15 protein-coding genes and 1 pseudogene are annotated in these 20,866 nt (G+C 72.3%); 10 read left to right on the top strand and 6 right to left on the bottom strand.

The features are described from left to right. The first annotated feature begins 153 nt into the window (after positions 1-153). Complete coding sequence (locus NFU81_RS22855) at positions 154-1,722, top strand: alpha-L-arabinofuranosidase B (protein ID WP_422665264.1); 1,569 nt, start codon at positions 154-156, stop codon at positions 1,720-1,722. A gap of 72 nt (positions 1,723-1,794) precedes the next feature. Here the strand turns inward: NFU81_RS22855 and NFU81_RS22850 are convergent, their stop codons facing one another. Next, positions 1,795-3,099, bottom strand: coding sequence for an outer membrane protein assembly factor BamB family protein (locus tag NFU81_RS22850; protein WP_251492863.1), 1,305 nt, complete (start codon positions 3,097-3,099; stop codon positions 1,795-1,797). Between the two features lie 80 nt (positions 3,100-3,179). Beyond that, positions 3,180-3,419 (bottom strand): hypothetical protein, encoded by a 240-nt coding sequence (locus NFU81_RS22845; protein WP_251492861.1) that lies wholly within the window; start codon positions 3,417-3,419, stop codon positions 3,180-3,182. Positions 3,420-3,574: 155 nt separating this feature from the next. Here NFU81_RS22845 and NFU81_RS22840 point away from each other — a divergent pair. Both NFU81_RS22840 and NFU81_RS22835 read left to right on the top strand, forming a co-directional pair. Continuing rightward, positions 3,575-4,162 (top strand): annotated as a pseudogene (locus NFU81_RS22840) (glycosyltransferase family 2 protein); the annotation flags it as partial. Then, positions 4,159-5,421, top strand: a complete 1,263-nt coding sequence (locus tag NFU81_RS22835) for an acyltransferase family protein (protein ID WP_251492860.1) — start codon at positions 4,159-4,161, stop codon at positions 5,419-5,421. The pseudogene NFU81_RS22840 and the gene NFU81_RS22835, both read left to right, overlap by 4 nt. A 45-nt stretch (positions 5,422-5,466) precedes the next feature. Here the strand turns inward: NFU81_RS22835 and NFU81_RS22830 are convergent, their stop codons facing one another. Together NFU81_RS22830 and NFU81_RS22825 are read right to left on the bottom strand one after the other, a co-directional pair. Next, positions 5,467-5,874: an SRPBCC family protein gene (locus NFU81_RS22830; RefSeq protein ID WP_251492858.1), complete on the bottom strand. Its 408-nt coding sequence runs from the start codon at positions 5,872-5,874 to the stop codon at positions 5,467-5,469. Between the two features lie 193 nt (positions 5,875-6,067). Beyond that, complete coding sequence (locus tag NFU81_RS22825; protein ID WP_251492856.1) at positions 6,068-7,864, bottom strand: serine/threonine-protein kinase; 1,797 nt, start codon at positions 7,862-7,864, stop codon at positions 6,068-6,070. 243 nt (positions 7,865-8,107) lie between these two features. Here NFU81_RS22825 and NFU81_RS22820 point away from each other — a divergent pair, with 243 nt between their 5' ends. Further along, the gene (locus NFU81_RS22820; RefSeq protein WP_251492854.1) at positions 8,108-9,034 is read left to right on the top strand and encodes a sigma-70 family RNA polymerase sigma factor; all 927 of its coding nucleotides are present in this window, start codon (positions 8,108-8,110) and stop codon (positions 9,032-9,034) included. Positions 9,035-9,140: 106 nt separating this feature from the next. On the opposite strand, the gene NFU81_RS22815 is transcribed toward NFU81_RS22820, so the two are convergent. Together NFU81_RS22815 and dxs are read right to left on the bottom strand one after the other, a co-directional pair. Continuing rightward, positions 9,141-10,058, bottom strand: a complete 918-nt coding sequence (locus NFU81_RS22815; protein ID WP_251492852.1) for an aromatic prenyltransferase — start codon at positions 10,056-10,058, stop codon at positions 9,141-9,143. A 140-nt stretch (positions 10,059-10,198) separates the two neighbouring features. Continuing rightward, the gene (gene dxs, locus NFU81_RS22810) at positions 10,199-12,112 is read right to left on the bottom strand and encodes a 1-deoxy-D-xylulose-5-phosphate synthase (protein WP_251492850.1); all 1,914 of its coding nucleotides are present in this window, start codon (positions 12,110-12,112) and stop codon (positions 10,199-10,201) included. Between the two features lie 994 nt (positions 12,113-13,106). On the opposite strand from dxs, the gene NFU81_RS22805 reads away from it, so the two are divergent. The 6 genes from NFU81_RS22805 to NFU81_RS22780 all read left to right on the top strand — a co-directional run. Further along, positions 13,107-13,910 carry an AfsR/SARP family transcriptional regulator gene (locus NFU81_RS22805; protein WP_251492848.1) on the top strand — a complete coding sequence of 268 codons (804 nt, stop codon included), beginning with the start codon at positions 13,107-13,109 and terminating at the stop codon, positions 13,908-13,910. 144 nt (positions 13,911-14,054) lie between these two features. Then, positions 14,055-15,833, top strand: a complete 1,779-nt coding sequence (locus NFU81_RS22800) for an FAD-dependent monooxygenase (RefSeq protein WP_251492846.1) — start codon at positions 14,055-14,057, stop codon at positions 15,831-15,833. Positions 15,834-15,981: 148 nt separating this feature from the next. Continuing rightward, entirely contained in the window at positions 15,982-17,517 is a 1,536-nt protein-coding gene (locus tag NFU81_RS22795) for an MFS transporter (protein ID WP_251492844.1), read from the top strand. Positions 17,518-17,843: 326 nt separating this feature from the next. Then, positions 17,844-19,028: a ScyD/ScyE family protein gene (locus NFU81_RS22790; RefSeq protein WP_251492842.1), complete on the top strand. Its 1,185-nt coding sequence runs from the start codon at positions 17,844-17,846 to the stop codon at positions 19,026-19,028. A gap of 117 nt (positions 19,029-19,145) precedes the next feature. Then, positions 19,146-20,306 (top strand): inositol-3-phosphate synthase, encoded by a 1,161-nt coding sequence (locus NFU81_RS22785; protein WP_251492840.1) that lies wholly within the window; start codon positions 19,146-19,148, stop codon positions 20,304-20,306. Next, positions 20,303-20,866 (top strand): SCO3242 family prenyltransferase (locus tag NFU81_RS22780; protein ID WP_251492838.1); only part of this gene is annotated, 564 nt, incomplete at its 3' end. The genes NFU81_RS22785 and NFU81_RS22780, both read left to right, overlap by 4 nt.

The following is a 20,866-nucleotide window of genomic DNA, read 5'->3' as shown; positions in this document are numbered from 1 at the left end:
CACGTCCCCCTGATCGGCAGGGCAGGCTCTGGCACCCCCCCACGGCGCCAGGGCTGCCTTCGGCCTGCCCGCCCGCAGGCCCCCCACGTACCGGCAGCCGCGCCCGCGGCTGCCGGTAGCCCCCCACCCCCCCCCACACCGGAGGAGGACTCCGTGTCCGCACCCGCACTGGCTCATCTGCAACGGCACGTCAGAAAATGGGCTCTGGCCCTCACCGCCGTCGTCGCGCTGATCGCCGGCGTCCTGGCCGGCACCTCCCCGGCGTCGCAGGCCGCGGGCTCGCTGCCCTGTGACATCTACCAGTCCGGCGGTACGCCCTGCGTGGCCGCGCACAGCACCACCCGCGCGCTGTACGGCTCGTACAACGGCTCGCTCTACCAGGTCCGGCGCGCGTCGGACAACGCCACGCAGAACATCGGCGTGCTGAGCGCCGGCGGTTACGCCAACGCCGCCGCGCAGGACTCCTTCTGCTCCGGCACGGCCTGCGTGATCACCGTGATCTACGACCAGTCGGGCCGCGGCAACAACCTCACCCAGGCGCCCGCCGGCGGTGCGGCAGGCGGCCCGGACAACCTCGCCAACGCGACGGCGGCACCGACCACGGTCGGCGGCCACAAGGCCTACGGCGTCTTCGTCGCCCCCGGCACCGGCTACCGCAACGACCACACCAGCGGCATCGCCACCGGCGACGCGGCCGAGGGCATGTACGCCATCTTCGACGGCACCCACTACAACGGCGGCTGCTGCTTCGACTACGGCAACGCCGAAACGAACAACAACGACGACGGCAACGGCACGATGGAGGCCATCTACTTCGGCAACATCAAGGTCTGGGGCTATGGCTCGGGCAACGGCCCGTGGATCATGGCCGACCTGGAGAACGGCCTGTTCTCCGGTGTCAACCAGCACCTGAACTCCGGTGACCCCACCATCAACTACCGCTACACCACCGCCATCATCAAGGGCGAGCCCAACCACTGGGCCATCCGCGGCGGCAACGCCCAGTCCGGCGGCCTGTCCACCTTCTACAACGGGGTACGGCCCAACGTCTCGGGCTACAACCCGATGAAGAAGCAGGGCGCGATCATCCTCGGCATCGGCGGCGACAACAGCAAGGGGGCTCAGGGCACCTTCTACGAGGGCGTGATGACCTCCGGCTACCCGTCGGACGCCACCGAGAACTCCGTCCAGGCCAACATCAACTCCGTCGGCTACGGCAACGGCTCCGGCGGCGGCTCGGGCTTCCCGGCCGTGGGGTCCAAGACGTCCCTGCGCGCCACGACCGCCTGCTGCACCGGCGACTACATCAAGCACGACGACGCCGACGCCAACGTGGTCATCGCCCCGATCACCTCGTCGAGCTCGGCCACCGACAAGGGCGACTCGACCTGGATCGTCCGCGCGGGCCTGGCCAACAGCACCTGCGTGTCCTTCGAGTCCGCGAACACGTCGGGCCAGTACCTGCGCCACTCCAACTACAAGCTCCAACTGGCGTCGAGCGACGGCAGCACGACCTTCCAGCAGGACGCCACCTTCTGCCCGCAGACCGGCCAGAACGGCCAGGGCTTCTCGCTGCAGTCCGTCAACTTCCCCGACAAGTACCTGCGCCACTACAGCTACACCGTCTACATCGCCTCGAACGGCGGCTCGAACGCCTGGGACTCGGCCACGTCCTGGGCCGACGACGTGAGCTGGGCTACGGCGTCCCCCTGGGCTCCGTAACCCCGCAGCGCCCCCTGGTGCCGTACCGCCGGACCGACCGGCGGTACGGCACCAGGGCCGGACCGCGTCCCGCTACCGCGAGAAGCGCACCCCGACACCCGTGCCCTGCGCGTCGAGTTCCAGCACCCCGCCGTCCGGCGTCACGTACACCGTGCCCGCGGTGAAGCCCTGCTTCGCGGTGGCGTCGGGCAGCGCCGCCACCGCATGGGCCTGCCCGGTGCGCGCGTCGAGGCTGACCAGTTGGGGTGCGCTCGGCGACCCGGCGAGGACGTAGACGCGGTCCCCCGAAGCGGTGGCGGTGGCCAGCGCGGTGGCGGGGTATCTCCACAGCTTCGCCCCGGTCGCGGTGTCGAACGCGTCGATCTCGCTGCCGTGGGCCGTCGAGGCGGGGGTCACCAGGACGTCGCCCACGAGGCGGGCGGAGTGGTCGGCGTCGCTGTCGTTGCCCGGCGCGAGCTCGGTGTCGCCGACCACCAGCTTGCGGGTGGTCCCCGACGGGGCGACGACGCGCACGCTGTCCTCGCCCGCCGCGTGCTCGGAGACGATCAGCGGCGAGCCGGAGAAGACGTGCGCGATGTCGGTGTGGGTGTCCTGGTCCCGGCTCCAGAGCGTCCTGCCCGTGCGGCCGTCGTAGGCGGTCAGCGTGAAGGGCGTCTTGCTGTCGGCGCAGTAGTCGTCGACCAGGACGACCCCGGCGCCGCCCCAGGTGTAGGCGTTGCAGTAGTCGCCGCGGGCGTGGAAGCCCCACACCCGGTGGCCGGTGCGGACGTCGAGCCCGCCGAGGAAGTTCTCACCGACGACGGTGGCGACGCCGCCCTGCAGGTACGTCTTCGCGCCCATCGCGGTCGGGTGGGCCGCGTCCACCAGCGGTACGGTCCACAGCACCGTGCCGGTGGCGGCGTCGACACCGGCCAGGGTGGTGCAGGTGTGGCCGTCCTTGCCGAAGGCGACGGTGCCCAGTCCCGCCGCGGTCAGGGTGGGCGACATCGCGCAGGGCTGGGTGCCGCCGCCCCCGACCTCGGGCGGCAGCGCCGCCGTCCACGCGGTGCTGCCGTCGGCCAGGTCGTAGGCCGTGACGCCGCCGCGGGTGCTGGCGCGGACCAGGAACTTGCCGGTGACCCAGCTGCCGATCAACTCGTCGTCGGCGGCGGGCGAGCGCACCTGCCACACCGGTGCCAGGTGCCGGGACGCGGAGGGCGCCGACTCCCCCCGGTGCAGCGCGACGGCCGCGGCGGTGCCGCCCGCGGCCAGCAGCGCGAGCACCAGCGCGATCCGCCCGCGGCCCCGCCGGCGTACCGCCCGCTGTTCGGCCCTGCGGTCGGCCCGCGGCGGTCCCGCCTGCGGCGCGACCTGCCCAGGCGACGGTTCCGTCGTCATCCCCCGCACTTCCACTCCGCTCGCCCCATGGTCGGTCCTGCTGCCTCGCGCCCTGCCGTCACCGACGGCCCGAACGGTTGTCAGCCGCTCCCGAAGGGGTGGCCGAACCCGTACCGCGCCGACTCCACCCGGAAGGCGGCCCTCGCGCCCACCGACGTGTCGATCCGCCAGTCCATCATCTGCGTGCTGCCCGGCCAGTCCTTGCGCTGGTCGTACCAGACCAGGCCGATCACGCCGGCCTTGGCGGCACCCTGGAACAGGTCGCGCACCTGCTGCTCCTTGCGGTCGCTCTCCGCCACCCCGGTCTCGGTGATCAGCACCGGCTTGTCGGAGAAGCGGGCGATCTCCTTCAGGGTCGGCGTGAACAGGCCGGAGAACGCGGCGCCGTCGATCGGGCCGTAGTAGCCGATCAGGCCGACCCAGTCGACGTAGGCGTCGCCCGGGTAGTACGGCCGCAGCTTCGCGGTGGTGCCGCGGCATGAGCGACGACACGCTCGCCGAGGACACCGACGTGACGATGGCCCTGCACCGGGCCGGCTGGAAGATCGTCTACGCGGAGAACGCCCGCGCGTGGACCGAGGCGCCGGGCAGCATGAGCCAGCTGTGGTCGCAGCGCTACCGGTGGAGCTACGGCACCATGCAGGCGATGTGGAAGCACCGCCACGCGTTCTTCGAGCGCGGCCCCGGCGGCCGCTTCGGGCGCATCGGGCTGCCGTTCGTGGCGCTCTTCATGGTCTTCACCCCGCTGCTGGCACCGGCCATCGACATCGCCATGGTCTACGGCGTCTTCTTCGTCGACCCGTACAAGAGCCTGCTCGCCTGGTTCGCGGTGCTCGCCCTGCAGGGCTTCTGCGCCTGGTGGTCCTTCCGCCTCGACCGCGAGAAGGCCTGGTACCTGATCACGCTGCCGGTGCAGCAGGTGGTCTACCGGGTGCTGATGTACATGGTCCTGCTCCAGTCCTGGATCACCGCGCTGACCGGCGGCCGGCTGCGCTGGCAGAAGCTGCACCGCACCGGCGAGGTCGGCCTCGACGTCACCAGCACGGAGGCGGTGCAGTCATGAACGGCACGGCGGAGCACGACGCGTACGCGGACCCCACCGCGACCCTGCGGCTGCGGACCATCACCATCCCCGCGCCCTTCGTGCACGAGACCCCGGAGGAGCCCGAGCCGGCGCCGGCCGCCCGCCGGGGCGTGCGCGACCGCTACCTCGACCTGCTGCGGGCGCTCGCGCTGATCCGGGTGGTGATCTACCACAACTTCGGCTGGACCTGGCTGCCGCTGCTCTTCCCCTCCATGGGCGTGATGTTCGCGCTGGCCGGCTCGCTCATGGCCCGCTCGCTCAACCGCCCCGCGTGGAGCGTCATCCGCGGCCGGATGCGCCGCCTGCTGCCGCCGATGTGGATGTTCGGCGCGGTCGTGCTGACCGCGATGATCCTCGACGGCTGGGGTCCGCACGCCGAGGGCCACCCGAACTGGTGGTGGGGCAAACTCGCCTTCTGGGTGCTGCCGCTGAGCACCCCGCCCTTCGCCGAGACCGTGCACGGCTTCGGCGGCCACCTGCCGACCAGCTGGGCCGAGCAGGTCGTCGTCCCGCTGTGGTACCTGCGCGCCTACCTCTGGTACGTGCTGCTGTCGCCGCTGATGCTCAAGGCCGTACGCCGGCTGCCGTGGGTGACGCTCCTGGTGCCGCTGGTGCTCTCCGCGGTCCTCAACTCCGGTCTCCTGGACCAGTCGGGCCGCGTCATGGAGACCGCCACCGACTTCACCACCTTCGGCTCCTGCTGGCTGCTGGGCATGGCGCACCAGGAGGGCCTGCTGCGCCGCATCCCGCAGTACGTGGTGCCCTCGCTGGCACCGCTGGTGCTGGCAGCCGGCTTCTGGTGGCTGCAGCAGGCGCCGGTCGACGACCCCAGGATCGGCCCCGACCTGGAGGCGGTGCCGCTGGCCCAGGCCGTCTGGTCGTTCGGCTGCGTCATGCTGCTGCTGCACCTGAGCCCGTCGTGGGAGCGCTGGCCGAAACCGCTGGAGCGGTTCAACGGCGTGATCACGCTGCTCAACTCCCGTGCGGTCACCGTCTACCTGTGGCACTGCGTCGCGCTGGTGCTGACCGAGCCGCTGATCGACCCGCTGTGGAACAACCCGTTCTGCTACGCCCACCTGCGCTGGCTGCTGTCCAGCCAGTGGCTGCCGCTGCTGATCGCGGTGCCGCTGATCGCGGTGGCACTGCTGCTCTTCGGCTGGGTCGAGGACGCGGCCGCCAAGCGCCGCCCCCGCCTCTTCCCCTACCCGCAGCGGGCGAAGGGCCGGCGGCGGGCGTAGGGCAGCGGCCGGGCCCGGGCGTCGCGCCGCGGCCGGGCCCGGGTGTCAACGGGCCTCCAGCACCTCCTTGAGCCGGGCGAGGTCGGCGGTCACCGCGTCGGTGTCCCGGCGGAAGTCCTCCGCGCTCGTGCCCGCCCGCCGCCGGACGGTGAACACCACGTCGCAGGCGTCGCCGTCGGCGAGCACCCGCACCGGGTTGCGGACCGTCCCGCCCGAGGGCAGCGTCACGTCGTGGTCGAGCACGCCGAAGTCGTTCGCCGGCACGAAGGCGACCTCGACCCGCCCCATGGGCGACTCGGCGACCCACTTCCCGCCGGCCTCCTCGACCGACCTCCCCAGCCCGTGCGCCCATTCGGGCAGGTGCGAGGGCACCGACGCGTAGGCGTACACCGCGTCGGCGGGACGGTCGATCCGGATGCCGATGTGCCGCGTCTCGACGGCGGAGGTGTCCATGCCCGCGACGCTATCGACCCCGCGTGCAAACGGGGGGATACGCGGCCGGGGCGCGTCCCGTTCAACCGCGGGGGCGCCGGGATCGCCGGACACCTGGTCTCCGGCCGGCTCGGCCGCCCCGGCGGCCGTCACGGCGACCGCGGAACCCCGCCTCGCCGAGAGCTGACGTCAGGGCCGGTACCCGGAGTCGACGTCAGGGCCGGTACCAGACCTGCGCGGCCTGGGCGCTGTCGCACGCGCCGGTCGCCACGCTGCGCAGCGACGCCACCACCAGGCACTGCCCGTTCGACACGCTCTGGTACGTGCTCCCGGTGCCGGTCGCCGTCCCGATCCGCCACTGCTGGCCGGGGGAGTCGTCGCAGGCGCTCAGGCCGGTGGAGCCGCCGCGGGAGGCCGCGGTCAGGCACGCGTCGCCCGCCTGGTCGACCAGCCGGAAGGTGCCGCCCGAGGCGGCCGCGAAGGTCCACGAGTAGGTCAGGGTGCCGCCGAGGGAGCCCTTCGAGCCGCACGGGCCGACCTGCGGGGTGTGGGTGGCGAGCAGGGACAGGTCGGTCAGGCACTGGGAGTCCGCGGAGTTCCGCAACTGGCCGGTCCCGGTGGGCGGGCCGGGCGCCGCCGGGGGCGGCACGGCACCGGCGCCCGTGGCGCCGCCGGTGCCCGCACGGCTCGGGCTCGTCCCCGTGGCGCCGCCGGACGCGTGCGGCGTACCGCCCGTACCGCCGGTGCCGCCCTCGTACGCGGAGCCGTCGGGGGCGGGGGAGGCGGCGCCGTCCGAGGAGGGGGCGGGCGACGGCGTGCCGGACGGGGACTGCGGGGCGGAGGCCGAGGGGCCGGCCAGCGCCGCCGCCGAGGCGCCGGGGGCGGCCGAGCCCTGCGCGGAACCGCTGTCGGGGGCCAGCAGGACGGCCAGCGCCGCACCGCAGGCCACCAGCACGGGCAGCGCCAGGAGCAGCAGCTTCCTGCGGCGCTCGGGCCGCCTGCCGGCGTCGGGCGCGTCCCGCGGCGGGTCCTGCGGGGTGCCGCCTGCGCCGCCGACGGCGGCCGGGTCGGGGGCCGACGTCGCGAAGCCGGCCCGCAGCGCGATCCGTTCGCGGACGGACGCCGGCCACAGCCCGGCGGCGCCGGAGCCGGCCGCCGCGTGCGTACCGGCCAGTCCTGACAGCTCCGTCGCGGTGGGCCGGGCCGTCGGGTCCTTGTCCAGGCACGAGGCGAGGACGCCGGCCAGGTCCGCGTCGACCGCCCGTACCGGACCCAGCTCCGGCTCGTCGTGCACGATGCGGTGCAGCACGTCAGGCCCCGCGCCCTCGCCGAAGGGCGGTGCGCCGATCGCCGCGTAGGAGAGCACCGCGGCGAGCGCGAAGACATCGGCCGCACCCGTCGGCTCCCCCTGCGCGGAGGCCTGTTCGGGGGCCTGCTCCGGCGCCAGGTACGCCGGGGCGTCGATGGTGACGCCGGTCCTGGCCGGCCTGCTCCGGTCCGCCGCACGGGAGACGCCGACGTCTATCAGCGTGACGCCGTCCAGCGTCAGCATGACGTTGGACGGCTTGAGGTCCCGGTGCGCCATGTCCCGCGCGTGCAGGTCCGCCAGTCCGGCGGCGGCCTCCCGCAGCAGCGCCCACAGCGCAGGCACCGGCAGCGGCCCGCCGTGCGCCCTGAGCGCCTCGGTCAGCGTGAGCCCGGGTATGTAGGCGGTGGCGAACCAGGGCGGGCGCGCGTCCCGGTCACTGTCCAGCAGCGCGGCGCCGGACCCGGCCGGCAGCCCTTCCAGGGCGTCCAACTCCCGGCCGAAGCGCCGCAGGAAGCCCTCGTCCCCGGCGAGCGCGGGCAGCGCCTGCTTGACCGCCGCGTAGCGCCCCTGCGCGGCCACCCCGAGGTAGACCCGGCCCATCCCGCCGGAGCCCAGCACCCCGACCACGGGGAACGGCCCGATCCGCCGCGGGTCGCGCTCGGCGAGCGGAAGGGCACCGCTCCCGCCCAGATCGACGTCCATGTCCCAACCCCCGTGCATGCGCGTCAGGTTACCCACACGCACCACGAGTGGTCGACAACCCGCCCGGCAACGGGCGCATGGAGGGGGACGCCGTGTCGCCGTTCATTCACGCCCCGTATCGTCGGGGTGTGTCGGGCAGAGGTCCGGGTGGCGGATGGGGCGGCGGACGATATGCCGTCCCGTCACATCGGCGGGCTTCCGGCTGTCATGTTCTGGCAGGCACCAGTGGGAGAATGTGACGTGATGAACGAACACGACTGGCTGGTCGAGCGGTTCGAGACCGACCGGCCCCGCTTGCGCGCCGTGGCGTACCGGATGCTCGGCTCGCTGTCAGAGGCGGACGACGCCGTCCAGGAAGCCTGGATCAGACTGAGCCGCGCGGACGTCGACGCCGTGGAGAACCTGAGCGGCTGGCTCACCACGATCGTCGCCCGGGTGTCCCTGAACATGCTGAAGTCCCGCAAGTCGCGCCGCGAGGACCTGGTGGACGCCCCCGAGGACGCCGCGGCGCACCGCGCCGAGGTGATCGCCGACCCGGAACAGGAGGCAATGCTCGCCGACTCGGTCGGCCTCGCCCTGCTCGTCGTCCTCGACACCCTCACCCCCGCGGAGCGGCTGGCCTTCGTGCTGCACGACATGTTCGCCGTCCCCTACGAGGAGATCGCGCCCATCGTGGACCGCACCCCGGCCGCGGCACGCCAGCTGGCCAGCCGCGCCCGGCGCCGCGTCCAGCAGGCCGGGGCGGGCGCGAACGCGGCGGACGCCGGGGCCAGGGGAGCCGGCGACGACACCGCGGACGCCGCCGCCCAGGCCGGCAGGGCCGACCTGGTCCGCGCCTTCCTCGCCGCCTCCCGCGAGGGCGAGTTCGAGGCGCTGCTCGCGGTGCTCGATCCGGACATCGTGCTGCGCACCGACGACTCCGCGATCAGGATGGCCGACGCCGCCAACTGGAACACCGTCCCCGAGGTGCACGGCGCCGACGCCGTCACCCGCGCCTTCCTCAACCGCACCTGGTCCCCGGTCACCGCCCTCGTCGACGGCTCGCCCGGCCTGGTCTGGGCGCACGACGGCGCACCGCGGGTCGTCTTCCGCTTCGCCATCGACGGCGGGCGGATCGCCGCCATCGACGTCCAGGCCGACCTGGCGGGCATCGACATCGTCCTGACCTGAGCGACACCCCGGGCGACACCCGGGCGCACAGCGCGGCGCGCGTGCGGGGCGGCCTCCAGGAGGCCGCCCCGCACGCGCGCCGGCGGAAGGGAAAGCGTACGGCGGGTCAGTCGGTGAGGGCGTCGAACGCCTTCAGCAGCCTGCGCTGGATATCGCTGATCTGGTAGTACGAGCCGAGCTTGTAGTATTCCTCGCTCGGCGACAGCGTCAGGCCGTAGACCAGGGTGCGCTTCTCACCGGCATATGCGTAAGGCGCGTTGTTCGCGTAGGTCGAGAACAGCGAGAGGTCCGCCTCGTCCTGCGCGGGGGCGAGGGTCGGGTCGGTGGAGATCACCGCGAAGCAGAGCCGCTCGATCTTCGGCGAGTCCCAACTGAGCGTCGGGTAGATCGCGAACGACCGCCTGGCGAACGGCAGCCCCTTCTCGCCGGGGAGTTCCAGGCCCATCTCGCGGACCAGCGACTGCACCGGCTCGGGCTCAAGGAATTCCGACTTCAGATTGCTGAAGTAGAGATTCACCTGGTTCTTCTTGTAGTCGAGCGAGATCATCTGCACTTTGTCGAGGCCGTACCGGGCGAAGAGTTCGGCGTTCTGCGCCACGCTCGGCGGCATCGAGGGGATGTCCATCAACTGCGCGACACCCGGCATGTCGTCGGTCGGAAAGAAGGCGTAGGTCTTCTTGAATCCGCTGGTGACTTCGCCGTCCACCGCGAACATCGAGACCGGAAGCGCCTTCTGGGTGTCGGCGAGCAGGTCGCCGACCGGGTGGTCGGTCTCCGGGATGAGCCCGTGCGCAAGCGCCGCGGCATACGGGTCACCGTGGTCGGCCGGCACCGAGATGCTGAAGTCCAGCTCCGTCGCGTGGCGGCCGCTGGCCATCGAGAAGACAATCACGCCGTCGGCGAGTACGTCCTGGAACGCGGTAAGGATCGGCTGGATCTTCTCACGCGAGCAGGCGACATCGAGCAGCCCGGCCGATTCCTCCATGGCCGAATACACGCGCTCGACTTCAGCGGCTCCGGACATTGAATCCTCCACGCATAGATCGTGACGGTCGGTCGCCCCAGCATTGGCCACGCACCTTGGCCGGGACTGTGCTGCCGGTTGGCGCCGGCTTGGCGGCTGCTTGCGCGCCCGCCCCGCCGGCGCCCGCTCCCGTACGCGGGTCAGCGCGAGCCGACGACGGTGTCCTTGGTGCCGCGCCCCGAGACCGCCTCGGTGACCGACCTGGCGATGTCCCGGCCGGTCAGCCCGGCCTGTTCGAGGATGTCGCCCCGGTTGTCGTGGGTGAGGAACTCCTGCGGGAGGCCGAAGGCCACCACCGGGGTGTCGACGCCCGCCTGGCGCAGGGTGCGGGAGACCGCGTCGCCGAAGCCGCCCGCGATGCCGTTGTCCTCGACGGTGACCACCAGCCGCGCGTCCCGCGCCGCGGGGACCAGCGCCGGGTCCACCGGCTTGACCCAGCGCGGGTCAAGGGCCAGCGCGCCGATGCCCTGGTCGGCCAGCCGGGACGCGGCGTCCGCGCAGACGCCGGCCATCACCCCGGCGCCGACCAGCAGCACGTCCACCGCCGCTCCCGCCTCGGGCCTGGCCACGACGTCCATGCCGCCGAGCACGCCGAGGCCGGGGACCTCGCCGCCGGCCGGGGCCTTGGGGAAGCGCAGCAGCGTCGGCCCTGTGGCGTCGTCCAGCGCCTCGGTGAGCAGCTCCGCCAGCCGGGCCGCGTCCCGCGGCGCGGCGATCCGCAGGCCCGGCACCAGCTGGCTGATCGAGCCGTCCCACATGCCGTTGTGGCTCGCGCCGTCGGGGCCGGTGACCCCGGCCCTGTCCAGGACGAAGGTGACCGGCAGCCGGTGCAGGGCCACGTCCATCAGCAGCTGGTCGAACGCCCGGTTGAGGAAGGTCGAGTAGAGCGCCACCACCGGGTGCAGGCCGCCCATGGCGAGCCCGGCCGCGCTGGTCACCGCGTGCTGCTCGGCGATCCCGACGTCGAAGACCCGGTCCGGGTAGGCCTCGGCGAAGGGCGCCAGCCCCGTCGGGTGCAGCATCGCCGCGGTGATCGCGACCACGTCCTTGCGGCGGTGGCCGATCCGCAGGATCTCGTCGGCGAAGACGTGCGACCAGGTGCGGGCCGCCGCCTTGACCGTCGTCCCGGTCAGCGGGTCGGTGCCCGCCGCGACCTGGTGCAGGTGGTCCTCGTTGTTGTTCTCGGCCGGCGGGTAGCCGTGGCCCTTGCGGGTCAGCACGTGCACGATGACCGGCCCGCCGAAGCCCCGCGCGTGCGCCAGCGCCCGTTCCACCGCGGCCTGGTCGTGGCCGTCGATCGGGCCGACGTACTTCAGGCCCAGGTCCTCGAACATCACCTGCGGCTGGAGTACGTCCTTGATCCCCTTCTTGATCCCGTGCAGCGTCTCGTAGAGCGGGGCGCCGACCAGCGGGGTCCTGGGCAGCGTCGACTTGACGGTGTCCAGGACGTGCTCGTACCGCCGGGTCGTCCGCACCTGCGCCAGGTGCGTGGCGATGGCGCCGTGGGTGGGGGCGTACGAGCGGCCGTTGTCGTTCACGACGATGACCACCCGGTTGGTGCGGTCGGCCGCGATGTTGTTCAGCGCCTCCCAGGCCATGCCGCCGGTCAGGGCGCCGTCGCCGATGATCGCGACCGCGGTGCGGTCCTGCTCCCCGTGCAGCCGGAAGGCCTTCGCGAGCCCGTCGGCGTACGACATCGAGGTCGAGGCGTGGGAGTTCTCCACGTGGTCGTGCGGCGACTCCGCCCGGCTGGGGTAGCCGGACATGCCGCCGGGCTGCCGCAGCGTGGCGAACTCCGCCTGCCGGCCGGTCAGCAGCTTGTGCACGTAGGACTGGTGGCCGGTGTCGAAGACCAGCGGATCCTGCGGCGAGTCGAACACCCGGTGCAGGGCGATGGTCAGCTCCACCACCCCGAGGTTGGGTCCCAGGTGCCCGCTGTTCGCGGACACTGTCGAGATCAGGCGGCTCCTGATCTCCGCGGCCAGGGACGTCAGCTCATTCGGTCCGAGATCCTTCAAGTCCTGTGGACCGCGGAGTGAATCAAGGAGTGTCATACGGCAACACTCCTGGCGGCGGTGAAATACCGTCAACCCGTGGCCAGGGGCAACATATTGCCGCCGTTCCCCTCGATGACAGTTTCCTGTCACTGCGCGGCCCGCCGGAGGGTAGGCTGCGGAGGCGGCGGCCTACAGGGGCAAGTGATAAGTCATTGCACCGATTTCGTGCGTATTTGCCTCATTACCGCTACGGATTGTAACGCGCCCTTGACTCTCTATGAGCACAGGGCTAGACTCTCTCGCGCAGACTGGATAATTATTTAGCGCAGCGGGGGCGCGACGTGCAATTATTTGACGCAGGACTGGAACCCGACCGTGGGCGTATTGACCGGGAGTTGACATTCTGGTCGCCAGGTCCGGTGGAAGTCGAAAGCATCGGCACTCCAGTCACGATTGCCGTTTCCGGCAACACATCGTGTTTGGGTCACGCATACCCCTCAGGGATGCGTGCCTTCTGGCGTTCCCCCGGCGTGTTGTGAGCGCACTCTGAAAGTCGTCTCATGTAGGCCGTTCGCGCACGCTATACGGAGCGTTCGGTGACCGGAAACTGCCTGGCCGTGACGCCCGGCAGCCTGCCAGGCCGCAATCCGGTCCGGTCGGGCGACCGGATCAGGCGGTGAGATGTTGGGAGTTCGGGATGGCGAACGAGGAAATCAATGTCGATAGCCGCGTCATCGGCGCTGAGTTAGTCGGCGGCCGCCCTACGCGGACCGAAGGCGGGCGGCCGTCAGTGAGCGGAAACGCGGATGCCCGGCGCATCGCCGAGTTGGAACGCGAAGTGTGGGAACTTCGGCGCACGAACGAGTTTTTGAAAGAGTATTTCGCTAAAGACCTCGATGCTGATCCATTGCCATCGCCGCCCCCCCGAGTCGTCGGCACGATCGGGGAGAGAAGTCGGCCGGAAGTCATCGCTTCGACACCCGCGGGACCCCCGGGTGCGGTGCGCTGGACCCCCGGGCAGTCGCCGCAGATTCCGGACACTCCGCAACCCATGGCCGAATTCCGGGCACTCGGCCCGATCGAGGCGGTGGTCGGCGGCCGGCTGGTCGATCCGGGAGCGCCCAAGCAGCGTGCGCTGCTGGCGCTGCTGGTCAGCAAGGTGGGCCAACCGGTGGCCGTCGACATGATCGTCGAGGAGCTGTGGACCGGTAATCCGCCACCGTCGGCCATCACCTCCCTGCAGGCGTACGTGGCCAACCTCCGGCGGGTGCTGGAGCCGGACCGCGCGCCCAGGACCCCGGCGACGGTGTTACGGACCTACGGCCGCGGCTACCTGCTCGACAGCCGGGTCGTCGAGGTCGACGTGCACCGCTTCAGCGAACGCGCCACCGCCGGCTGGCAGGCCCTGGACTGGGGCGAACCCCAGCAGGCGGTGCGGGAGTTCGAGGCGGGCCTCGCGCTGTGGCGCGGCCAGGCCTACGCCGAGGTCGCCGACACCACCTACGTGCGGCCGGACGTGGCCCGGCTGGAGGAGCTGCGGCTCTCGGTGGTCGAGGGGCGCTGCGCCGCGCTGCTGGCGGTCGGCGCCCACGAGATGGCGGTCGCCGAACTGGAGGCCTTCACCCGGGCGCACCCGCTGCGCGAGTACGGCTGCGAGCTGCTGAGCCTGGCGCTCTACCGGGCCGGCCGGCAGGCCGACGCGCTGGGGGTGCTGCGGACCAACCAGAAACGGCTGGCCGAGGAGCTGGGCATCGACCCCAGACCCGCGTTGCAGCACCTGGAGAACGAGATACTGAACCACGCTCCCGCCCTCGACTGGCGCCCGCACCCCCGGGTGATCGCCAAGTCCGCCTGAGCTGCCCCCGTACGCCAAGCCGGCACCAACCCGCCGACAGGTGCCGGCCAATTCCCGCGGCCGATGCTGGGTCCCCTCAGCATCGGCCGTGATACGTCGGCCCGGGCCTTCGCGCCCGGGCCGTCATATGAGGGAAGGCAGAACATGGAGGCTATCGAGGTTCCGGTTCTGATCGTCGGCGGCGGCGGGTGCGGGCTGTCCGCGTCCGTCTTCCTGTCCGACCACGGAGTCGACCACCTGCTGGTGGAACGGCACGCGGACACGTCGAAACTGCCGAAGGCGCACTACCTCAACCAGCGCACGATGGAGATCTTCCGCCAGCACGGCCTCTACGAGGCCGCGGTCGAACGGGCGGCCCCGCTGGAGAAGTTCGGCAGGGTGCGCTGGCAGACCACGCTCACCGGCGAAGGGCCGCTGGACCGGCAGGTGATCCACGAGATGGACGCCTTCGGCGGCGGCGCCCTGACCGGGACCTACGCGGCGGCAGGACCCGTGCTGCCGATCAAGCTGCCGCAGCTGCGCCTCGAACCGATCCTGCGCAGCCAGGCCGAGCAGCGCAATCCCGGGCGGGTGCTGTTCGGCCACGAGCTGGCTGCCTTCACGCAGGACGGCGACCACGTCGTCGCCGAGATCCGCGACACCGCGACCGGCGAGATCACCACCGTCATCGCGCGCTACGTCGTCGCCGCCGACGGCGGCCGCACCCTCGGCCCGCAGCTGGGCGTGCGGATGCAGGGCGTACCCGCGATGGTCGACGTCACCACCGCGTACTTCTCCGCCGACCTGTCGCGCTGGTGGCACGAGGGCACGATCATCACCTGGTTCCTCAACCCCTACCGCCCCGACCTGTCCAGCACCCTGCTGGAGATGGGCCCCAGCTGGGGCAAGGCCTGCGAGGAGTGGGGCCTGCACTTCGTCCCCGGCGACGCGGACCGCGACGACCCGCAGGCGATCACCGCGCGGATCCGCGAGGTGCTGGGCCTGCCGGGCCTGGACCTGACGCTGCACAAGGTGTCGCACTGGAGCGTGGAGGGCGTGCTCGCCGACCGCTACCGCGACGGCCGGGTGCTGATCGTCGGCGACGCCGCGCACCGCCAGCCGCCGACCACCGGGCTCGGCCTCAACGGCGGCATCCAGGACGTGCACAACCTGGCGTGGAAGCTCGCCGCGGTCGTCTCGGGTCGTGCCGACGACAGCCTGCTGGACACCTACGAGGCCGAGCGCCGCCCGCTGGGCAAGCGCAACGTCGAGTGGGGGCTGACGACCTGGTTCCACCACCGGCTGATGACCGAGGCCGCGGTGGGCCTGGGTGCGCACATCCTGCCGGAGCACCGCTCGTCGGCCTTCAGCACGTACTTCGACACCTCGCCGGTCGGCGAGGCCGTCAGGGCGCGGGCCGCGGAGATCTTCGGCACCCACCGCGCCGAATGCCAGGCGCACGACCTGGAGATCGGCTTCGCGTACGAGGACGGCGCCGTCGTCCCCGACGGCAGCCCGCCGCCGGCCCGTTCACCGATGGGCGACGCGTACCACCCCACGACCCGCCCCGGGCACCGGCTGGCGCACGCCTGGATCGAGCGGGAGGGGCGCCGGCTGTCCACCCACGACCTGGCGGGCACCGGCTTCGCGCTGATCGCAGGTCCTGCGGGCGCCGCGTGGGTGGAGGCGGCCGCGCAGGTCGCGGAGAAGTTCTCCGTCCCGATCACCACGGCCCGTATCGGCGACCCGGCCGACGGCGCCGACTGCACCGACGCCGACGGCCGGTGGGCGGCGGTCCGGGAGATCGGCGACGCCGGCGCCCTCCTCGTGCGCCCCGACAACCACGTCGCGTGGCGCTCGACCGGCGGCAGCGACACTCCCGCGGAGGTCCTGAGCCAGGTGGTCTCGCAGATCCTGGACCACCAGGCCGCCGAGGTGCGCTAGCCCGCGCCGCCCCGGCCCCCGGGCGGCCGACATCACGTCACGGGGCGCCGGACGTCCGAAAGTGGCGGGCCACGGTCACATCCGATCGCCAGTGCCTGTCATACGAGCGGAGCCTGATGCTCGTTCACTGCGACTAGGAGATGAACACATGTCAGCACGGAGCGCAGCCCCCGCAGCCGGACAGGGGCCGGGGGCGGCCGGGACAGCGGCCGGGGACCCCAGGCGGTGGCTGGTCCTCGCCGTCATCTGCACCGCCTACTTGATGATCACCCTCGACATCACGGTCATGAACCTGGCACTCCCGTCGGCCCAGGAAGCCCTCGACTTCTCGAACGCGGACAAGCAGTGGATCCTGACCGCGTACGCGCTCTGCTTCGGCAGCCTGCTGCTCTTCTGCGGGCGGCTGGCCGACCTCGTCGGCCGCAAGGAGACCTTCCTCATCGGCCTGAGCGGCTTCGCCCTCGCCTCCGCCGTCGGCGGCGCCGCCCAGAGCTTCGGCATGCTGGTCGCGGCCCGCGCCTGCCAGGGCGCCTTCGCGGCGCTGCTGGCGCCGACCGCCCTGTCGATGCTCGCCACGACCTTCACCGACCCCAAGGAACGCGGCAAGGCCTTCGGCGTCTTCAGCGCGGTCGCGGCCAGCGGCGGCGGCATAGGCCTGCTGATCGGCGGCGCGCTGACCTCAGGCCTGTCCTGGCGCTGGTGCATGTACGTCAACCTGGTCTTCGCCGCCATAGCGCTCGTCGGCGGCCTGACGCTGCTGACCCGGCAGCCCAGGTCCGGCGCCAAGATGGACATCCCCGGCGTGATCGTGGTGTCCGGCGGGATGTTCTGCGTGGTCTACGGCTTCTCCAACGCCGCAACCCACAGCTGGCACGCGACCTCCACCTGGGCCGTCCTGGCGGCCGGCGGCGTCCTGCTGGTGATCTTCTCCTTCTGGCAGTTCCGCGCACCGCACCCGCTGCTGCCGCCCCGCGTGGTCCTGGACCGCAACCGCGGCGGCGCGTACCTGACCGGGCTGATCGTCGGCATGGGCACCTTCGGCGTCCTGCTCTTCCTCATCTACTACATGCAGACCGACCTGGGCTACTCGGCGATCACCTCCGGTGTGGCCCTGCTGCCGATGGTCGCGGTCACCGCGGTCGCGAGCAACGTGGGCAACATCGTGATCATGCCCAGGTTCGGGCCGCGGCCGCTGGTCGCCGGCGGCATGCTGGTCAACGCGGCCGCGATGGCCTGGCTGACGCAGATCGGGCCCGACTCCGGCTACGCGGCGGCCCTCCTCGGCCCGACCGTGGTCAGCGGCTTCGGCATGGGCCTGATCTACGCGGCGGCGCTGCGTACCGGCACCTCCGGCGTCGAGCCCCGCGACGCGGGTATCGCCTCCGCGACCATCAGCACCGGGCAGCAGCTCGGCGGCGCGATCGGCACCGCGCTGCTCAACACGATCGCGGCCAGCGCCGCCACCCACTACCTGAGCAGCCATGCACAGGGCAAGCCGAACCCGGTGCAGATCCACCTCGCGACGATCCACGGCTACAGCACCGTCTTCTGGTGGTGCACCGCCATCTTCGGCGTCGGCGCGGTCATCTGCGGCGCGCTGCTGCGCAGCGGCCCGCTGCCGGCGCCCGCGCACGGACCCGGCGCCGCGAAGCCGGCCGTCGCGGCCGAAAAGGCACGTTCCTGAGACGTCCACGGCACCACCGGTGACGGCGGCGGGCCGTCCGGCGCATGCCGGGCGGCCCGCCGCCGTTCCCGCGTCAGGAGCGCCCGCGCACCGCGTCCGCAGCCCGGCGGCCCGCGGTCACCACCGGTCCCGTCCCCCGTCGGTTTCGCGTCGACACCAAGTCGGCGCCAAGCAGACGAACAGTCCCGGCCAAGACGGCTGATCAATGCTGAGGCGCCTGGGGCAACAGGAAACGCGCCGGTCACCACCGTGACGGGCGGTTTCCCTGTGTGCGCCTTGGCGTTCACGCAATCAGATCACCCGAACCCGGAGGAGATGGGGCCAAGATGTGGCGTCTCAAAACGAGTCGGTTGCTGTTCGCCGGCGTGGCGGCGGCGACAGCACTCGTCGGCGTGGGTGCAGGACCCTCGGAAGGGGCGGAGGCCCAGGCGGCCCATCATCCCGCCCATCTGACCAGCAACGCACCGGTCACCGTCGTGGCCAGTGGCCTGAACTCACCGCGGAGCCTGGTCTGGGGGCCGCGCGGACACCTCATCGTCTCCGAGGCCGGTGAGGCCCCGCCCACCTGCGTGGGCACCGGGTTCCCGACCAAGTGCTTCGGCTTCACCGGGTCCCTCGCGGACGTCTCCTCGGGCACCCCGGTGCGGATCATCGAGGGCCTGGCGTCGAACTTCAACCAGGAGGAGGTGGTCGGCGCCAACGGCCTGACCTACTCCGACGGGCACCTGTACGTCCTGGAGACCGGTTCCGCACAGCAGATCCCGGACACCATCCCGGCCGACCTGAAGGCGTCGCTCACCACGCAGTACGGCGGCCTGCTGAAGATCACCGGGAACCAGGCGACGGACGTCGCCAACGTCGGCTCGTTCGACTACGAGTGGACGCAGGCGCACCTGGAGCTCGGCAACAGCTACCCCGAGTCCAACCCGTACGCGGTGACGACCAAGCCCGGTGGCGGCTTCTACACCGTGAACGCGGCCGCCAACACCCTGGACTCCGTGGACCCCTGGGGCAACATCAAGGTCCTCAAGTGGATCCCGAAGACCTCGACGGGCGTCGACTCCGTGCCGTCCTGCGTCGCCGTCGGCCCGGACCAGTCGGTCTACGTCGGTGAGATCACCGGCAAGCCCAGCTCGAACACCGAGGCCAAGATCTACAAGTACAACCCGCGCACCGGCAGCCTGTCGGTGTGGCAGAGCGGCTTCAGCGCCATCAGCGGCTGCGGCTTCGGCGCCAACGGCGACTTCTACGTCACCGAGTTCGACACCACGGGCTTCCTGCCGACCGGTGACCCGATCGGCGACGTCATCCAGATCAACCGCTACACCAACGAGCGCACCGTGCTGGCGTCGGGCAAGCTCTTCGCGCCCACCGGCTTCCTGGCCGGCCGCGACGGCTCCATCTACGTCGCCAGCAAGACGATGATGTGGCCCGCCTGCGACGACGCGCCGGCGTGCACCACCTCGTCGACCGTCGGCGCGCACGACGGGGAGATCATCAAGATCGGCTGAGACCGACCGGTCACCACCCTGTTGCGGGCCGCTGCCGCGCGGCCTCCGGCCCCGGCCGCGGCCCGCAACGGGAACCGCACCATCCGTTCGCTGTGTTCGTGATCGGAGGACAAGAACGTGCGTGCTGGCATCTGGCTCATCGGCGCCCGCGGTTCCGTCGCCACCACCAGCGTGGTCGGCGCCCTCGCGCTGCGCGCAGGACTGACCGACCCGGTGGGATGCGTGACCGCCCACCCAGACATGAACAGCGCCGCACTGCCCGGCTTCGGCGACCTTCGCTTCGGCGGCCACGACGTGACCACGGGACCGCTGGCCAAGAAGGCCGAGCAGCTCGCCGCCGCCGGTGTCGTACCGGCCCGGCTGGTCCAGGCCCTGGAATCCGATCTCGACGCGGTCGACGCGGACCTGCGGCACGCGCCCGAGGGCGCCACCCAGGCGGAGACCGCCGCGCTGATCGCCCGCGACCTCACCGACTTCCGCACCCGCCACCGGCTCGACCGGGTCGTGGTGGTCAACGTCTCCTCCACCGAGGCGGCGCCCGCCGAGCACCCCGCCCACGCCGGGCTCGACGCCCTGGCCGCCGCGCTGGCGGAACCGGGCGACGTGCTGCCGCCCAGCTCGCTGTACGCGTACGCGGCCTTCTCCGCCGGCTGCCCCTACGTCGACTTCACCCCCTCCACCGGCGCCCGGCTGCCCGCCCTGGCCGAACTCGCCGCGCAGCAGGGCCTGCCGTATGCGGGCCACGACGGCAAGACCGGCGAGACGCTGCTGAAGTCGGTGCTCGCGCCGATGTTCGCGATGCGCAACCTGGACGTGCGCACCTGGTCGGGCGTCAACCTGCTCGGCGGCGGCGACGGCGCCAACCTCGTCGACCCGGGTGCCAACGCGGCCAAGTCGGTCAGCAAGCAGCGGGTGCTGCGCGAGACCCTCGGCTACGCGCCGCAGGGCGACACCCGTATCGACTACGTGGCCGACATCGGCGACTTCAAGACCTCCTGGGACCTGGTCACCTTCGCCGGCTTCCTCGGCACCGGCATGTGCCTGCAGTTCACCTGGCAGGGCTGCGACTCCGCGCTCGCCGCGCCGCTCGTCCTGGACCTGGCCAGGATCACGCTGGCCGCCCACGAGGCGGGCCGAGGCGGGCCGCTGGAGCAGCTGGCGTACTTCTTCAAGGACCCGATGGGCGACGTCGACCACGCGCTGCACGCCCAGTGGGAGACGCTGCGCACCTTCGTCGCCGGACTGGGCGCCGAGGCCGGCGCCGGCGGCGGGCGGTGACCGGGCTGCGCGACCTCGCGGAGCTGGTCCGCGCGCCGGCCGCCCTGTCGGTTCCCGGCGACGCCGTCGCGGGAGCCGCGGCGGCAGGCGTGCTGGGTCCCAGGACCGCCGGGCTGTCCGCGTCCGCGGTGTGCCTGTACTGGGCGGGCATGGCGGCCAACGACTGGGCCGACCGCGAACTGGACGCCGAGGAGCGCCCCGAGCGGCCGATACCGTCCGGCCGCGTCTCGCCGGGCGCCGCCCTGGGCGTCGCCGCGGGCCTGAGCGCGGCGGGCCTGGCCCTGGCGGGCCTGGCCGGCGGCCGGCGGGCGCTCGCGGTGGCGGTACCGCTGACCGCGGCGGTGTGGGCGTACGACACCGCCTTCAAGGGCACCGGCGCGGGACCCGCCGCCATGGCCGCCTGCCGCGGGCTCGACGTCCTGCTCGGCGCGACCTCGCGCCCGGGGAAGTGGTGGCGTGCGGCGGTGCCCGCGCTGACGGTGGCGGCGCACACGTACACCGTCACCGCGCTGTCCCGCCGGGAGGCCGGCTGCGGCCGCCCGGTGTTGCCCCCCGCGACG

This window comes from Actinacidiphila cocklensis (genome assembly GCF_907177275.1).
Lineage (GTDB): Bacteria > Actinomycetota > Actinomycetes > Streptomycetales > Streptomycetaceae > Actinacidiphila > Actinacidiphila cocklensis.
Note: the sequence above shows the minus strand (reverse complement) of the source record. Positions and strands in the feature narration are given on the sequence as shown.